Raw genomic sequence first — 13136 nt, 5'->3', positions numbered from 1 at the left:
GATGCTTTGTTCATGCCGCACGCCTCAAGGCCGCCTCAAGGCCGTTGGTGACGGCGCGGCGGGCGTAGGTCTCGGGGACGCCGACGGAGACGGCGGCGGCCACGATCTCCTCCCCGAGTACCTCCAGCGCGCAGGGGCCGGGGCATGCGGCGTGCTGCGCGGCGAGGAACCGGGCGACGCCGAACGCCTGTGATCCTGCGCCGGATTCGGTGCGGGAGCGTACGAGGGCGAGGCCGCGTTCCAGACCGGTGCGCACATACCGTTCCGTGTGGCGGCACCCGGTGGCCACCGTCCGGTCCCAGGTGGCGCGTTCCGGGAGGGAAGAGACCACGTCGCCGCGCGCGGGGGTGGTGTCTTCCTTCACCGCGAGGGCGCGCACGGCCGCCGGCAGGCCGCTCATCCGGCCGGTGCCGGGCCCGAGCCACCGGGCGTACTGCATGAGCGACTTGACGTCCACGCCCGGCCGGACGGCGTTCGCAGAACGCAGGGTGCCCCGGTAGATCCAGTGCTCCCCCCGCGTCGTCCGCACGGTCCGTGTGGCGGGCAGGGTCTCACGGGCCCACGCGACGGCCGCCGCGTCGTCCAAGTCGACCACGGTCACCCCGGCCCCACCGGGGTGGTAGGCGACCGCCACGGCCCGTCGCCATGCCGCCGCCCACGCAGGCGAGGTCAGGACGTGCGGGTCGGTGGTGGCGGCGGCCCATCCGTGGCACGGGGCCGGGCAGCAACAGGGGCCCGCAGCCTTCATGTGCGGCCGGTCCCCACAGGCGCTGTCCTTGCAGGTGCGGCAGTTGCCGAACGGCAGTTTGCCGTGCCGCAGCGGAAGCACCGGGACGCTGGCCGCCGCGAGGGCGAGTGCGGTGCGCAGGGGTTCGGGCGTCCCGGTCATGCCGCCGCTCCCAACGTCGCGGCGGCGGCGAGGTAGGCGCGGCCGATCCACTCGGTGTAGGCGGGCGGGATGGCCTCGGTCAGTTCCTCGCGGACGTCGGTCCACGTGATCCCCATCGCGGTCTGAAGCTCCGGGACGGTCGGCTTGCCACCGCCGTTGCCGTACGCGGCGACGTACGGGCCGTCGTAGAACTGGCCGTGCCGGTAGCCGCGCACCCGTCCCCGGTGGGGGACGTGCGCGGGCTGCTCGATGCTCCAGCCGCCCAACTCGAAGTTGCGGTGCCGGATCACCCCCAGCCCGAACATCTCTCCGCACAGGGTCAGGTCCTTACGGATCTCCGCGCGGCCGTTGGGCTGCTCGATCACGTACGGCAGGCCCGTCGCGTCGAGCAGGTCACGGGTGGGTGCCACGAGGTCCTCGTGGGTGCCGCCCCATCCCTGGGAGCGGTTCGTGCCCACGGTCAGCGAGCACTTGTCCTGGCATGGCGGGGAGGCGTGCACGAACGCGTACCGCTCGATCTCCCCGGACGCGATGAGCGCGGCGAGGTAGGCGAGGGCGTCGCCCCGGTGGTAGGGGAAGGGGTAGTTCGGGCGGTGGGCGACGTCGCAGCCGTCCACGGCGAACCCGGCCCGGTCGTAGCCCGTGGCGGCGCCGCCGGCGCACGAGAACAGGTCCAACAGGCGCGGCCGTCGGTCGGCTCCTCGCCGGATGAGGGTGGGTTGGGTCATGCTGGATGTCTCCAGTTCCTGGATGGGTGCTGGCTGACAAGGGCGACCCCGGTTTCTTTGGCGAGAGGTGGGGGTCGCCCTTGGCGTAGCTAGTGGGGGTTGCGCGCGGCGCGGCGGATCAGGCTGGAGATGGTGGCCACGGTGGGGTAGTCCCAGTGGGCGATCCAGTCGACGATGCGCCGGTCGTAGGTGCCCAGGGCGACGCCGGCGGTGTCGAGTTCGGCGTACAGGGCTTCGCGCTGGAGGGACTCGGGCGAGTAGCCGAACGGGGCGTTGTCGAGCGGGGCGTCGGAGATGGGGTCGTTGTCGCGGTAGGGCATGGGTCTCCTGTCAGCGCTTGGAGCCGAAGAGCTTGAACGTGAGGCCGCAGACGCTGATGGGTCCGGTGGCGGCGGCGATCTGGACGGCGGTGTGGACGGCGAAGTCGAGCAGGGCGAGCAGCGCGGCGACGGTGGCGAAGACGCCGATGGCGCTCGCGCCGGCGATGGCGAGGGGGTAGAGGTAGTGGGCGAGGGGGCGGTGGGTGTGGTCGGTGGTGTGGACGACGATCACGACCGGCTGCCCGGTGGCCTGTGCGCGGTGGTAGGCGTCGGCGGGGATGTGCGGGGCGATGCTGGGCGGGTCGCGGTGGGTCATCGAACCTCCTACGGAGACGCCCCGGAGGGGGCGTGTGCGGAGTGATGCGGAATGCGTTCCGGCGCTTGACCGGGGAGGCAGGGACACCCCCTGCCGGTGGCTTCCGGTGGGGGTTTCAGGGGGCTGAGCTGGGGTGCCTCCCTGCCTCCCCGAAACGGTGTTTTCGCTGATCAACGTGGGGGAGACGGAGTGGGGAGGGGGTTGGGGAGTTCTCCCCGCCTCCCCGGGCCGGACGGCTGTTGCTCCCCGCTAGTCGGTGGTGGAAGCGGAACCTTCGGTGTCGCGGTGGGCGAGGGCCCGCAGGACGTGATCGCGGTGGACGACCATGACCCCGTTCGACTTCTTCGGCTCCTCGCCGTGCTCCTCCAGCAGCCGCTTGAGCCGGTCGTTGGTCCACTGGTCGCCGTAGACGCTGGAGTCCAGGGCGTGCAGCCGCTTGAGGACCTCGTTGGTCCGCAGCCGCGGGGCGTCTCCGAGGACGGCGGCGACGTCGGCGAGCGCGTCGCGTTCCTCGCCCTGGTCGACCACGCGCAGGGTGGTGAGGCCGTCGCGCAGGGCCTTGGCCCGGTCGGCGATCTCGGCGGCCGGCTCGTCGTCGATGAAGTGGGTCCGCACGGTGATGGACGCCTGCCCGGCGGGGATCGTGATGCCGTCGGAGGCGACCACGAGGGTTCCCTTGTCCAGACCCTGGCGCAGCAGGTGCGGGGCGGCGCCGCCGTCCACGGCCTTGTCTCCCAGCGCCATGCGGGCCTGTGACTCGGTGCCCAGCACGAGGGACGCGCGGGTGTGCGCGCCCTCGCGGACCAGCTTGGGAAGGTTCTGGTCGGTGGGGTCCTGCGTGCCCTGCCACATCAGCACGTCGACCGCACGCCCCTGGTTGTGGACCTTGCGGACCGCCATGAAGTACCGGGAGGTTGCTTTGGAGCCGCCGTAGGGCCGCTTGTCGTCGCCGACGACCGGGCACATGAACGCCAACTGTGCCTCGTCCACCACCACGATCAGCGGCTCGAACACGATGCTCGGGTCCCGGCGGCGTTCCTCGATCCGCCGGTTCATCTCCTCCACCGCGTCCTCGACCATCTCGGTCGCCTGGATGACGTGGTCGTCGGACGGTCCCTCGATCAGCACCTGCGCGATGCCGTCGAACATGGCCCAGTCACCGATGCCCTTGAGGTCGGCGATCCAGAACTGCACCGACCGGTCCAGGGCCAGCCACAGGGCGAGCGCGCGCAGGGCGGCGGTCTTGCCCTGGTTGGACAGGCCCGTGACCAGCAGGTGACGCTGATACAGGCTGATCGCGGCGGCGTCGCCGCGCAGGTCCTGCCCCCACGGCGCCTTGCCGGTCTTGTAGTTCGCGGTCATCGTCTCGTCGGTGACCAGCGGCGACGGGCCGATCGGCTCGTCCAGCGCCCCGGAATCGGCGACCCACAGCCGGACCGTGCGCGCGGCCTGGGGGATGGTGATGAACACTTCGTGCTCGTGCCGGGTGAGGTTCTCGGCGAGCTTGCGGCGGCGCTGCTGCACCTCGTTCGTCGCCACCCCAGAGGGCAGGGTGACGTCGACTTCCACGCCGCATCCGGCGATCCTGATCGGCCCGAGCATCGAGGCGCCGGCGTCGCCCATCTCCTTGATGGCCCGTGCCAGGGCCGGGACACCGAGGTCACGCAGTGCCTTGACCACGATGGACGGGGTGATCGGCTCGCCCTCACCCGAGCGGACGTTCGCGGGCAGTGCCCAGGCGGGGGCGGCGTGCTGCTTGCGTCCGACCGACCACAGGGCCAGCAGGGCGAGGAACGGGCCGATGGTGAGCGCCGGTCCCCAGACGATCTGCACGATGCGGATCAGCAGGGCGATGAAGTCGATGGTCGCGGACAGCGGCGTGACCACGTCCCGCACCTCACCGGTGCTGATCGCCATGACGACACCGAGGGCGACCAGCGCACCGACGCTCATGCCCGCGCCAACGGCGACGCTTTTGGCGGCGTCCACGGGCGAGTGGAGCAGGTCCATGCGGCGGTGGTGACGGGCCGCACGGAACCGCGTCAGACGCTCCTCCCACTCCTGCGCCGCTTCCAGGTTCCCCGCGGCTTCCGCCGCGCGGATCATCCGCTCGTACCGGGCCCCGGTGCGGCCGTCCCAGGTGCGTCGGGCCACGATCCGCCCGCCGTTGAACGTGTAGAGGCTGTGCCGGGCCACCGCCCGCACAGTCGCGCGGGTCGTCTCGTGGCGGACGGCCGTGCGCACCGCGCGCCCCGAGCGCACCCACAGCGGCACGGGCGGCGCCGGCGACGGGTCCGGCACGACGGTGAGCACCGTCGGTGCCATGCCGTCGGTCGGGGGGTCGGTGGGCTTGTGGAGGTGAACGACGTTCTCAGACATGCTGGGTACTGCTCCTGACTGCCCCTGCGGGGCGGGAGTAAAGGGGAGTGCAGGTGCCGGGGTGGCCGGGTCCGTGGAAAGAGCGGCCACCCCGGCGTGCACGGGGGTGGGGCTGGTCACCACCAGCCGGACGACTTCTTGGCGGCCTTGGCGCGGGCCGCCTCCGTGATCAGCCGCTGCCGCTCGGCGTGCAGCGCGGCCAGTTCGGCGGTCAGCCGCGTCTCGGCGGTCGTGCCGGTGGTGTCCATGCGCTGCTCGGCACGGCCCGCGCTGCGGCCCCGGGTGATCTGGTAGGCGCCGCCCGCCAGCGCGCGGGCCATGGCCCGGCGCTCGCTGCCGTTCAGCGGCCACCACTCACCCCGCCGGACCGCATCCAGCTTCCTTGTGGCCTTTTCGATCTCACGGTCAAGGCGGCGGATCTCGGAGTTGCTCATGCCTGACTTCTCCTTGATGAGGGTCGGGTGCGATGGGGTCAGGTCATGCACCAGCCGGAGTCACAGCCGGAGTCCCATTCGTCGAACGGGAGGGTGTCGACGCCGTCCGGGATGGCCTTGCGGAGTGGCCGGTTGAACCGGGTCAGCCAGACGTGGTCCTTGCCGAGTTCGTCACGGCGGCGGTTGAGGAGTTCTTCGAGCTGGCAGGCGCGTTCGAACAGCTCGGGCTCACTGCGGCGCATGTCGTGCCAGGTCTCGGGCCGGTGGAAGGGGCAGAACCAGCACGACGACTTGGGCGGCACCGGCAGGCCCGCTGCGCGGATGATGCGGGCGCAGTCGATACGGCGGATGCCGCGTTCCAGCAGCGGGTATTCGATCCGCTCGTGCGGCTCGCAGCGCCGGTTGTTCGCCCGGTGGATTTCGTCGAGGCTGATGCCGATACCGACCGTGGCCGGCGCCTCCTTGGTGGCGCCGCGCCGTTTGAGTTCGTCGGCGATGACCTTGATTTTGAACTGGGCGGTGCACGAGCGGGTGCCGGGGGCCCCGTTCGACATACGTACTGGGATCTTCAGCGACCGCGAGCCCTCCCGGGTGAGGTCTTGATACAGCGTGCGGACCTCACCCGAGCGCTTCATCACCCGGTCCAGAACCACCAGCTCCAGCCCGTTGGCTTCGGCGTAGGGGATGGCGTACTGGCGCAGGTATGCCAGGGTGCCGGGGTGCTCGGAGTCGTCGCCGACGTTCGCCATGAGGAACGTGCGGTAGTCCAGCTCACCCCGGGCCGCCAGGACGAGAGCAGCCGTTGACTGCACACCCCCGCCGAAGCTGAACGACTTCACCAGCGTCGTACCGATAGTGCTCATGCGACCACCCGCTTCCACGCGGCCCGCAGGCGCACCTCGCTGGCGGAGTGGCCGGCCGCCCGGAAGCGCACGGCCATCTCCCGGTAGGACAGAGCCGGCGTCTCGCTGTGACGGATCTCGTCGACCAGCGCGTCAAGCTGAGCATCGGTGAGCGCGGGCCCCGCCTCCAGCGCGGGAACGGGCTCCGTCGGCCCCCACACGGGAAGCTCCCACCGGGGCGTGACGCCGGGTGTGACGCGGCCCGTCACGCTGGTCAGCGCCCTGCCGGTGTCCTCACCGGTCCGGGCCGTTTCCAGCGTCGACCACGCCCCCGCGAGCGTTGCGGCGGTCCGGGCCTGGACGCGTGCGACGCGCGCGCCGGCCGCCGTCACGGCCGTCAGCCGCGTCTCCTCCGTGGCCGCCTCCGCCCGCAACCGGGCGCGGGCCACCGCCGCCTCGTCGCGCGCTTCCTGCTGAATGCCGCGGATCGCTCCGAGGGCGCCCGGGGTGAGCGCGGTCCGCTCCCACAGCCCGTGCACCAGCCACAAGGCTTTGGCAGCGACCGGAAGCCACGCCACCGCGAGCCACGCGCCGGCGGAGTGCTCGGCGGTCAGTGCGTGCGCGACCAGGACGCCCGTGGCGATGAGGCCGAAGCCCCACCCGACGGCGGTCACGGCGTGGCTGTGGTCGCCCTGCGCGGCCAGACGGCGCTCATAGGCGAGGGTGGCGAGCCATCCCCCGTCGATGCCGAGACCGACGACCAGGGCGACCGGCCACGGCATCGCACCGCCCAGCCACATCACGACCACGGCCAGGGTGAGCACCATGGACACCGCCGTCATGGCCACGGCCGGCAGAACGGTCTTCGCCTTCACACGGCACCCCCTACGGCGAGCAGGACGGCGAGGATGAGCAGCGCCCCGCCGGCGCAGGTCAGGTCGACCGCGCGGCGCAGGCAGGTGAACTTGGCGACCGCCAGCCGGGACAGGCCGGCGATGTCGGCGGCGAGGTCCCCGCCGTTGACGGTGGCGGTGACCTCGTCCGGGGTGAGAGTGGCCCACAGGGGGAAGCCGTGCCGGCCGCTCAGGTTCGGGCGCACCGACCGCAGCAGCAGCCAGGCCGCGCCGACCAGCAGCGCCAGACCGGCACCGCCCGTGAGGCAGGCGGCGAGGTTCAGCGGGACGTCGCGGGCGACGGTCCAGGTCCCGGCGAGGACCGCGCCGACGAACGCCAGCAGCAGCGCCGTCTTCGCGTCCGTGCGGGCGATCTCCGCCTTCACCTCCGCGTGCGCGGTGATCAGGTCCCGGTCGGTGGCGCTCACGCGGCACCCCCCGGCAGGCTCGTACCAGCCGCGCGGTTGACCAGCGCGACCCGCGCGGCCAGCGCCCGGCGACGGGCCCGGCGGATGCGGCGCACGTCCAGCTCGGACGGGATGCGGTCGAGGGTGGCGATGTGCGCGTCGAGCAGGTCGACGTCCGCCAGGACGACGGGCATCTCCTGCTCGATCGCGTCCAGCTCCGCACTGGTCGGTTCGATCCAGTCGGCGAACGCCGTAACAGCGTCCTGAACAGTGACGATGTGGTTCATTGGGTCGTGGTCTCCCTAGCAGGTGAAACGGCCCGAACAGAGCCCCCGGAGTTGCACCTCCGGGGGCTCGCGCCGTTCATCGGGTGTAGGTGGGCAGGCAGGTATGCCTACTTCTGGGTGATCGTGATCTTGTCGATCGGCTCGTATCCCCTGCTGCGCAAGCTGCGCTCGACCGCCTTCTTGGTGGCCTGCGGCGAGGATGCGCTCAACGTGCCGCTCGCGCTCGTGCTCTCCCCAGGGGTCAGGGGGTCGGCGATCTCTTCGGCGGTGAAGCTGCACTTCGGCACGAGGTTCTCCCCTCGGTTCCGGGTCCGGCCCGTTCCGGCTCCCCTCAGCGCTGCTCGTACGAGACGAGCAGCGGAGGCAACCGGCCGCAGCGAAGCGCTGCGGGATTGAGTCGCGCTGTCGCGTACGGGACGCACCCGCACGCATCCGTCCTCTTGCTGGCAGGGGAGGGACGGCCTCCCAGGCACTCTGTTGAGTTCTCAAGCCGCAGGCGCTCGCTTTGTACTCACCCCTTCGGGCTTTCCTCCGGACGCTTTCGTGCAGGTCAAGCCGCTACAACGGACCACTCCTCCATCTTGCCTAGGGGGGGTTGCCGAGCCGCTTGATAGGTACGGTAGGCAAACTCGAAGCTGCGCGCAACCCCCTCTCGCGATAGAGTCAGATAGCCCCCCTAGGCGACGATCGGAGAGACGTGCAGGACGACATGGAGAAGGTCTCCGGGATCACGGACCCCGTTGACCGCGCCAGAGCCGCAATCGACCTGATGGCGCGGTACCAAAGCCACGTGAACGAGCTGTCCCGCGTCCGCCGGGAAGCGATCGAAGAGGCCCAGGGATCGGGCATGACCCAAGCCGAGATCGCGAAGCGACTCGGCGTCAGTCGGGGGCGCGTAGGTCAGCTCGCTTCGTCCGGCCCCCCGCCAGAGCGCGCGTTCTTCGGCACGGACCTGGTCACGGTGTCACTTGGTGGCAAGTACGAAGCGGGGAAGGCAGCCGACCAGCACCCCAGCGAGGTAGTCACTCGGGAGGACCTCAACAACTTCGAGCACCTGCGCAAGTTGCTAGGTGGCATGAAGTTGGAGACTCAGTACGAGGTGATTCCGCCCACCGGCATCGTCAACCTCAACCGGGACAACCACGTCGTCGTCTGCGGCCCCCGTCTGTCCCCGATCGTGGCGCAGGTGCTCGAAGGTGACGACAACCTTCGGTTTGCGAAAGACCGAGCGTGGCACCTGGTCGACCACGCGGCAGGCAAGGAATACCGATCCCCTCAAGACGAGGACGGGTCGGCCGGCGACATTGGCTATCTGGGGCGACTCCCCCGACTGGATGGCAAGGGGACATTCCTCTACGTCGCTGGTATCCACGCCATCGGAGCCAACGGAGTCGTCCACTTCCTGGAGAACAACTTGGCAGAGCTCTACCGGGAAGTCCGCACGCGCCGCTTCTCCACTCTGATCTCATGCCGCTACAACCCAGAGACGCTCGAAGTGCTAGAGAGTCGACGCGTCACCCCGTTTTACCGACACGAAGGCTGAGCATGCGCGTCGCCATTGACACCCAACCCGGTGGAGCCGCTCCCAACGAAGACTGGGTGGGCGCCACACCGACTCTTGCCGTCGTGCTGGACGGACTCAGCACGGTGGGTCTGGACACGGGATGCCACCATGGCGTCCCGTGGTACGTGGCCCACCTGGGCAGTCAGCTTATGGCTGCTCTTACGGACCCGGGCGTCTCGCTTAAGGCTGGCTTGGCGAGTGCGCTCGAACGGGTGGCGGCACTGCACCCAGAGTGCGACTTGGCGAACCCTGGGACGCCATCGGCCACAGTCGCGGTCCTCCGCCAAAGCCAAGAATCCTTTGATTACCTGGTCTTGGCGGACTCACCCATCGTGCTTGAAGGAAATCAGGGTTTCTCGGTGATCACTGATCTCCGTGTGGACCAAATCTTGCCTGAGCTGAGAGCCGAAGTCGGACGGCACGAGAACCATACGGCAGAGCACGAGGAAGCCCTACGCCGCTTGGTAATCGCGCAGCGACAGACCCGCAACACGGCAACTGGATATTGGGTCGCGGCTGCCAGCCCAGAAGCGGCGGAATATGCGCTGACCGGCAGTACTCCCACTCAAGACCTGCGCGCCGCCGCTCTACTGTCTGACGGTGCGGCCTGCCTTGTGACGGACTATGGCATGGCGACCTGGCCCGAAGTTTTTACGGTACTTCGAGCAGGAGGCCCGCAAGAGCTGATCAACAACGTCCGACAGGTGGAGGCCACAGACCCGAACGGCCAACGATGGCCACGCTACAAGTCCGGTGACGATGCTTCCGTGGCCTTCTGTCAGCGGTGAGCGATCTATCACCTTATAGACTGCGAGGGGCCCGGACATCGCGTCCGGGCCCCTCATCTTCTACGCGCGTCTACCGGTCAAAATGAAATAGCCTCACGAAGAGGCCGTCACCGAATCTCCGCATAGACTTATTACTCATTGAACCATGCGGGGACTCTCTTGACCTGACCGGAGCTTCCGCGACCGAAAGTCGACGACGTTCCGTTGAGCAACACTTTTACGCGAGACAGGCGGAGGCGGATAATCCACCCGGGTCTTCTCTGGCGTTGGCGCAATTGAGCGCAAGACGGTAGGCGGAATTGCCAGCTTCTCAGCAGCAGGAACGTAGGGCTTGACCCCAAACTGACGGGACAATAGCGTCCACAAGAGAAGCGGCTCCTCCTTGCCGACATGAACTGGCTCTTGCTTGCGCCAACCTCTCTGAGAAAGCTGCACGTAGAGTGAACGCTTTCTCGTTTCGTCGATGACGCCAACGGCCGCCCCGCGCATGATCAAAGACTGAATAGAAACGCCCCAAGTTGCTTTAAGGCGAGCATATTCAGTCAATGTCATGCGTTCCGAGATTGCCTCTATTGCACGCTCGCGCGGCACTAGCAATGCTGAGGCGAATCTATTAGCCTCACCCTCGGGGTCTTCCGCACGCGGACGGAAAGTATGAAGCACTAGGTGCCCAACCTCATGGGCAAGGGTAAAACGGTCACGATCCCCATGACTTCCCGGGAAGTATCCGATAAGCGCCACATCACCCAAGCCACCCCAATACGAGACGCCGAAATGGTTACTAGTGGCCTGACCTTCCCCGCCAGCTGGATCTTTCAGCACGATTGGAGCCACCGCAATGCCACCCCGCTCTAGCGCACGAGTCAGGTGCGGAATGGGTTGGTCTGGCGCCAATCGGAGTGCTTGCCGCGTAAGATTAGCTAGTTCTTCAATCTCCTCGTCAGTTACCTCATCTGCCGTGGCGTACGGCAGGGGAGGGGTCGGATATCGCTCCGAGGTCAACATGTCCTCGGAGACCCGATAGCTTTCGCTGTAAAACGCGTGCACGCGCTTGGTTACCGTCCGCTTGGCAGAAGCCAGCTTTCGGAACCGAAGTGAGTCGAGGGGGACAGACTTCGGCTGAACGTAAAAGAATCCGAAGGGCGTCTCAGTCCCATCGGCGATCATTTGAAGCTTGGCATCGTCGTGGTCCTTGTAGCCGTTCTCGACCTCAGAAATCCACGACGCGCCAACCCCAGACATCTTCGAAAGCTGGGCCTGCGTCAGGCCCAGCAGCTCTCGAAGCGTGCGCAGGCGTTCACCCGGAGATGCCGCCAGCACCGTAGGCATTGCCCTCCTCCTTGCTCGCAGGGATGTTCAGGTGGATACCTGCATCCGTAGGCTGGAACGCCAGATCACTCATGGCAGAGGCAGTCTGAGGCAACGGGAAGTCGATGTCGATCTTCTCCTTCCGGCCGTACTTCCACGCGCCGATCGGCCGCACCACACGGAACGCCGGCGCACCCGTCTCGGCGTCGAGGCGCCACAGGACGAGCAGGCGATCATTGACGGGCCCCCACAGGGGTTCCATGCCCTCGAAGGTGGACAACGGGTCGTTTGCATAGAAGGCACGCCGTTGGGCGTTGTGCCCCGGCGCGGGCACGTCTTTTTCCGAAGGGGCATGCAGGACGCGAGCCCTGTGATTACCGTCCGACACCCACAGCTCGCCGTTGCGCCGGTGCATGCCAGTGAGCCTCCACACCCCAAGTTCCGCCTCGGTCAGGTAGAGGTGGGCACGGCCACGGACGTTGTGCGTGGCGAGCCAACCGTAGTCACGGCCGGTCAGATCACCGTTGCGCCTCTTGTTCTCTTCACCCGCACGCGCGAAGGCGTCGTGCAGGGGCTCGCACAGATCCGCCATGGCACCGCAGATCCGCTCCACCTCGGCATTAACCATAGCCACGAAAATATCACAGGCAAAATTAAGGGTCTAGCGCCTACGTCAGGCGCCACTTGAAGGAGCGCCACCTCCAGTTGAACAGACCGCACCGACAGTCCCCCTTAGCCGAAGGGGCAGAGGTCGCTGCCCGGCGCGGGCATGAGGACCGTGTCAGCCTGGCTCTTCCCGTGCTGCTCGTTGTCCTGGTCCTTGTCCAGTGCGCTGACGGCCGCCACCGTTCACCGCCGTACACGCCCCCCGCTTGACCTGCCGTGTGAACGTCCACGGACGTCCCCGTACAGCCGCGCGGACAGTTGGAAAGCGTGTTGGGGGCAACCCCTCACGAGTTCGAATCTCGTATCCTCCGCAGCCGCCTGAACAGGCGAAACGAAGAGCTGGACCGCTCATAGCGGTCCAGCTCTTCGGCATGCCGTGGTTGCAGTTTCGGTTGCGCTTATATGCGACATTTAGGACGTTTCCTCAAGCAGGCAAGGCGCACGCTCACGCCCTACAGGGCGACCGGCGAAGACCCTGAGGAGCTTTGACACCGAACGCGGCCGCATCCGTCGATGCGTTGTTCACCCATCGCGGGCTGGCCTGCGGCGACTCCGGTTCTCGGCAGATCGCGGATCTGTCCATGGTCCCGGGACGATATCGCCCGGTCATAGCCCGATCATCCGGACCTTGCTGCCGCACAGCCGGGTCATGTCGTCGACATCCGACGTGAGGATGGCGACCGGGCCAGGCTGGCGCAAGGCCACTTCCGCGACAGTGGCGTCGATCGCGTACTTGTGTCCGTGCAGACCGGAGACCTTGAGCAGTTGTGCCGCCGCCTTCGCCGCCGCCTCCGTGATCGGCTCCACCTTGACCCGGGAGAGCGCCCATTGCAGTCGGGGCGGGTTCACCCTGGCGTGGCTCACCTCCACGATGGTGTTGGCGCTGACGACAAGGTCCGCTCCCATGTCGTGGAACACCTGGAACATCGCCAGAACCTTCCGGTCCTGCGCCACCCAGGCCGACAGCCCCTCACAGTCCAGGACGACGGTCTCAATGTGCCCGCTCACGCGGCGCTCGCGCCGCCGGCGGCCGGCGTCGTACCGAAGATCCGCGCCCGCGCCTCGGCCAGCTCTTCCTCGCTGAAGGCCCCGTACTCGTCTGTATGGTTGCGCAGGTCGGCCCCCAGGAGCTGGTGCCGGATCTGCCTGGCGACCGCTTCGGCCACGTAGCCGGAGATGTTGTCCGTGATCTTCTTCAGCTCCGCCACCTGCTCGGTGGGGAGTGTCACCGTGATGCGCGTGGTGTCTGCCATAGCCGCAAGCATACTGCGGTATGCGCGCTACGTGCTGCCAGTTCCAGCCCTCGGGGCGGGAA

Annotated in this window: 17 protein-coding genes; 2 read left to right on the top strand and 15 right to left on the bottom strand. The window is 68.1% G+C overall.

The window, feature by feature from the left end; translation table 11 throughout:
* Positions 1-10 precede the first annotated feature (10 nt).
* From ACIP67_RS16865 to ACIP67_RS16815, 11 genes are all read right to left on the bottom strand, one after another.
* The gene (locus ACIP67_RS16865) at positions 11-889 is read right to left on the bottom strand and encodes a DNA primase (protein WP_401692434.1); all 879 of its coding nucleotides are present in this window, start codon (positions 887-889) and stop codon (positions 11-13) included.
* Positions 886-1617 carry a DNA methylase gene (locus ACIP67_RS16860; RefSeq protein WP_401692433.1) on the bottom strand — a complete coding sequence of 244 codons (732 nt, stop codon included), beginning with the start codon at positions 1615-1617 and terminating at the stop codon, positions 886-888. Before ACIP67_RS16860 ends, ACIP67_RS16865 begins: the two co-directional genes overlap by 4 nt.
* 89 nt (positions 1618-1706) lie before the next feature.
* A complete protein-coding gene (locus ACIP67_RS16855) occupies positions 1707-1937 on the bottom strand; it encodes a hypothetical protein (RefSeq protein WP_401692432.1) in 231 nt (76 codons plus the stop codon).
* A gap of 10 nt (positions 1938-1947) precedes the next feature.
* Complete coding sequence (locus ACIP67_RS16850) at positions 1948-2253, bottom strand: hypothetical protein (RefSeq protein WP_401692430.1); 306 nt, start codon at positions 2251-2253, stop codon at positions 1948-1950.
* Positions 2254-2502: 249 nt separating this feature from the next.
* Positions 2503-4632 carry an FtsK/SpoIIIE domain-containing protein gene (locus ACIP67_RS16845; protein ID WP_401692428.1) on the bottom strand — a complete coding sequence of 710 codons (2130 nt, stop codon included), beginning with the start codon at positions 4630-4632 and terminating at the stop codon, positions 2503-2505.
* 116 nt (positions 4633-4748) lie between these two features.
* The gene (locus ACIP67_RS16840; RefSeq protein ID WP_401692427.1) at positions 4749-5066 is read right to left on the bottom strand and encodes a hypothetical protein; all 318 of its coding nucleotides are present in this window, start codon (positions 5064-5066) and stop codon (positions 4749-4751) included.
* Positions 5067-5104: 38 nt separating this feature from the next.
* The gene (locus tag ACIP67_RS16835) at positions 5105-5929 is read right to left on the bottom strand and encodes a phosphoadenosine phosphosulfate reductase (protein WP_401692425.1); all 825 of its coding nucleotides are present in this window, start codon (positions 5927-5929) and stop codon (positions 5105-5107) included.
* Positions 5926-6783, bottom strand: a complete 858-nt coding sequence (locus tag ACIP67_RS16830; RefSeq protein ID WP_401692424.1) for a protein spdB — start codon at positions 6781-6783, stop codon at positions 5926-5928. The genes ACIP67_RS16835 and ACIP67_RS16830 overlap by 4 nt, the downstream gene beginning before the upstream one ends.
* Positions 6780-7229: a Pycsar system effector family protein gene (locus ACIP67_RS16825; protein WP_401692423.1), complete on the bottom strand. Its 450-nt coding sequence runs from the start codon at positions 7227-7229 to the stop codon at positions 6780-6782. The genes ACIP67_RS16830 and ACIP67_RS16825 overlap by 4 nt, the downstream gene beginning before the upstream one ends.
* A complete protein-coding gene (locus ACIP67_RS16820; RefSeq protein WP_401692422.1) occupies positions 7226-7495 on the bottom strand; it encodes a DUF6284 family protein in 270 nt (89 codons plus the stop codon). The genes ACIP67_RS16825 and ACIP67_RS16820 overlap by 4 nt, the downstream gene beginning before the upstream one ends.
* Before the next feature lie 107 nt (positions 7496-7602).
* Positions 7603-7782 (bottom strand): hypothetical protein, encoded by a 180-nt coding sequence (locus ACIP67_RS16815; RefSeq protein ID WP_401692421.1) that lies wholly within the window; start codon positions 7780-7782, stop codon positions 7603-7605.
* Positions 7783-8192: 410 nt separating this feature from the next.
* On the opposite strand from ACIP67_RS16815, the gene ACIP67_RS16810 reads away from it, so the two are divergent.
* Complete coding sequence (locus ACIP67_RS16810; RefSeq protein ID WP_401692420.1) at positions 8193-9038, top strand: sigma factor-like helix-turn-helix DNA-binding protein; 846 nt, start codon at positions 8193-8195, stop codon at positions 9036-9038.
* A gap of 2 nt (positions 9039-9040) precedes the next feature.
* The gene (locus ACIP67_RS16805; RefSeq protein ID WP_401692419.1) at positions 9041-9847 is read left to right on the top strand and encodes a hypothetical protein; all 807 of its coding nucleotides are present in this window, start codon (positions 9041-9043) and stop codon (positions 9845-9847) included.
* Between the two features lie 135 nt (positions 9848-9982).
* Here the strand turns inward: ACIP67_RS16805 and ACIP67_RS16800 are convergent, their stop codons facing one another.
* The 4 genes from ACIP67_RS16800 to ACIP67_RS16785 all read right to left on the bottom strand — a co-directional run bounded on the left by ACIP67_RS16800 (position 9983) and on the right by ACIP67_RS16785 (position 13074).
* On the bottom strand, positions 9983-11176 hold the full coding sequence (locus tag ACIP67_RS16800) for a helix-turn-helix domain-containing protein (protein WP_401692418.1): 1194 nt from the start codon (positions 11174-11176) through the stop codon (positions 9983-9985).
* Positions 11145-11783, bottom strand: a complete 639-nt coding sequence (locus tag ACIP67_RS16795) for a hypothetical protein (protein ID WP_401692417.1) — start codon at positions 11781-11783, stop codon at positions 11145-11147. Before ACIP67_RS16795 ends, ACIP67_RS16800 begins: the two co-directional genes overlap by 32 nt.
* Positions 11784-12427: 644 nt before the next feature.
* On the bottom strand, positions 12428-12829 hold the full coding sequence (locus ACIP67_RS16790) for a DNA-binding protein (RefSeq protein WP_401692416.1): 402 nt from the start codon (positions 12827-12829) through the stop codon (positions 12428-12430).
* Positions 12826-13074 (bottom strand): hypothetical protein, encoded by a 249-nt coding sequence (locus ACIP67_RS16785; RefSeq protein WP_401692415.1) that lies wholly within the window; start codon positions 13072-13074, stop codon positions 12826-12828. Before ACIP67_RS16785 ends, ACIP67_RS16790 begins: the two co-directional genes overlap by 4 nt.
* Between the last annotated feature and the right edge of the window lie 62 nt (positions 13075-13136).

The organism is Streptomyces sp. NPDC088812, from assembly GCF_044750285.1.
Taxonomy (GTDB): Bacteria; Actinomycetota; Actinomycetes; order Streptomycetales; family Streptomycetaceae; genus Streptomyces.
This window is presented reverse-complemented; position numbering and strand designations above follow the sequence as displayed.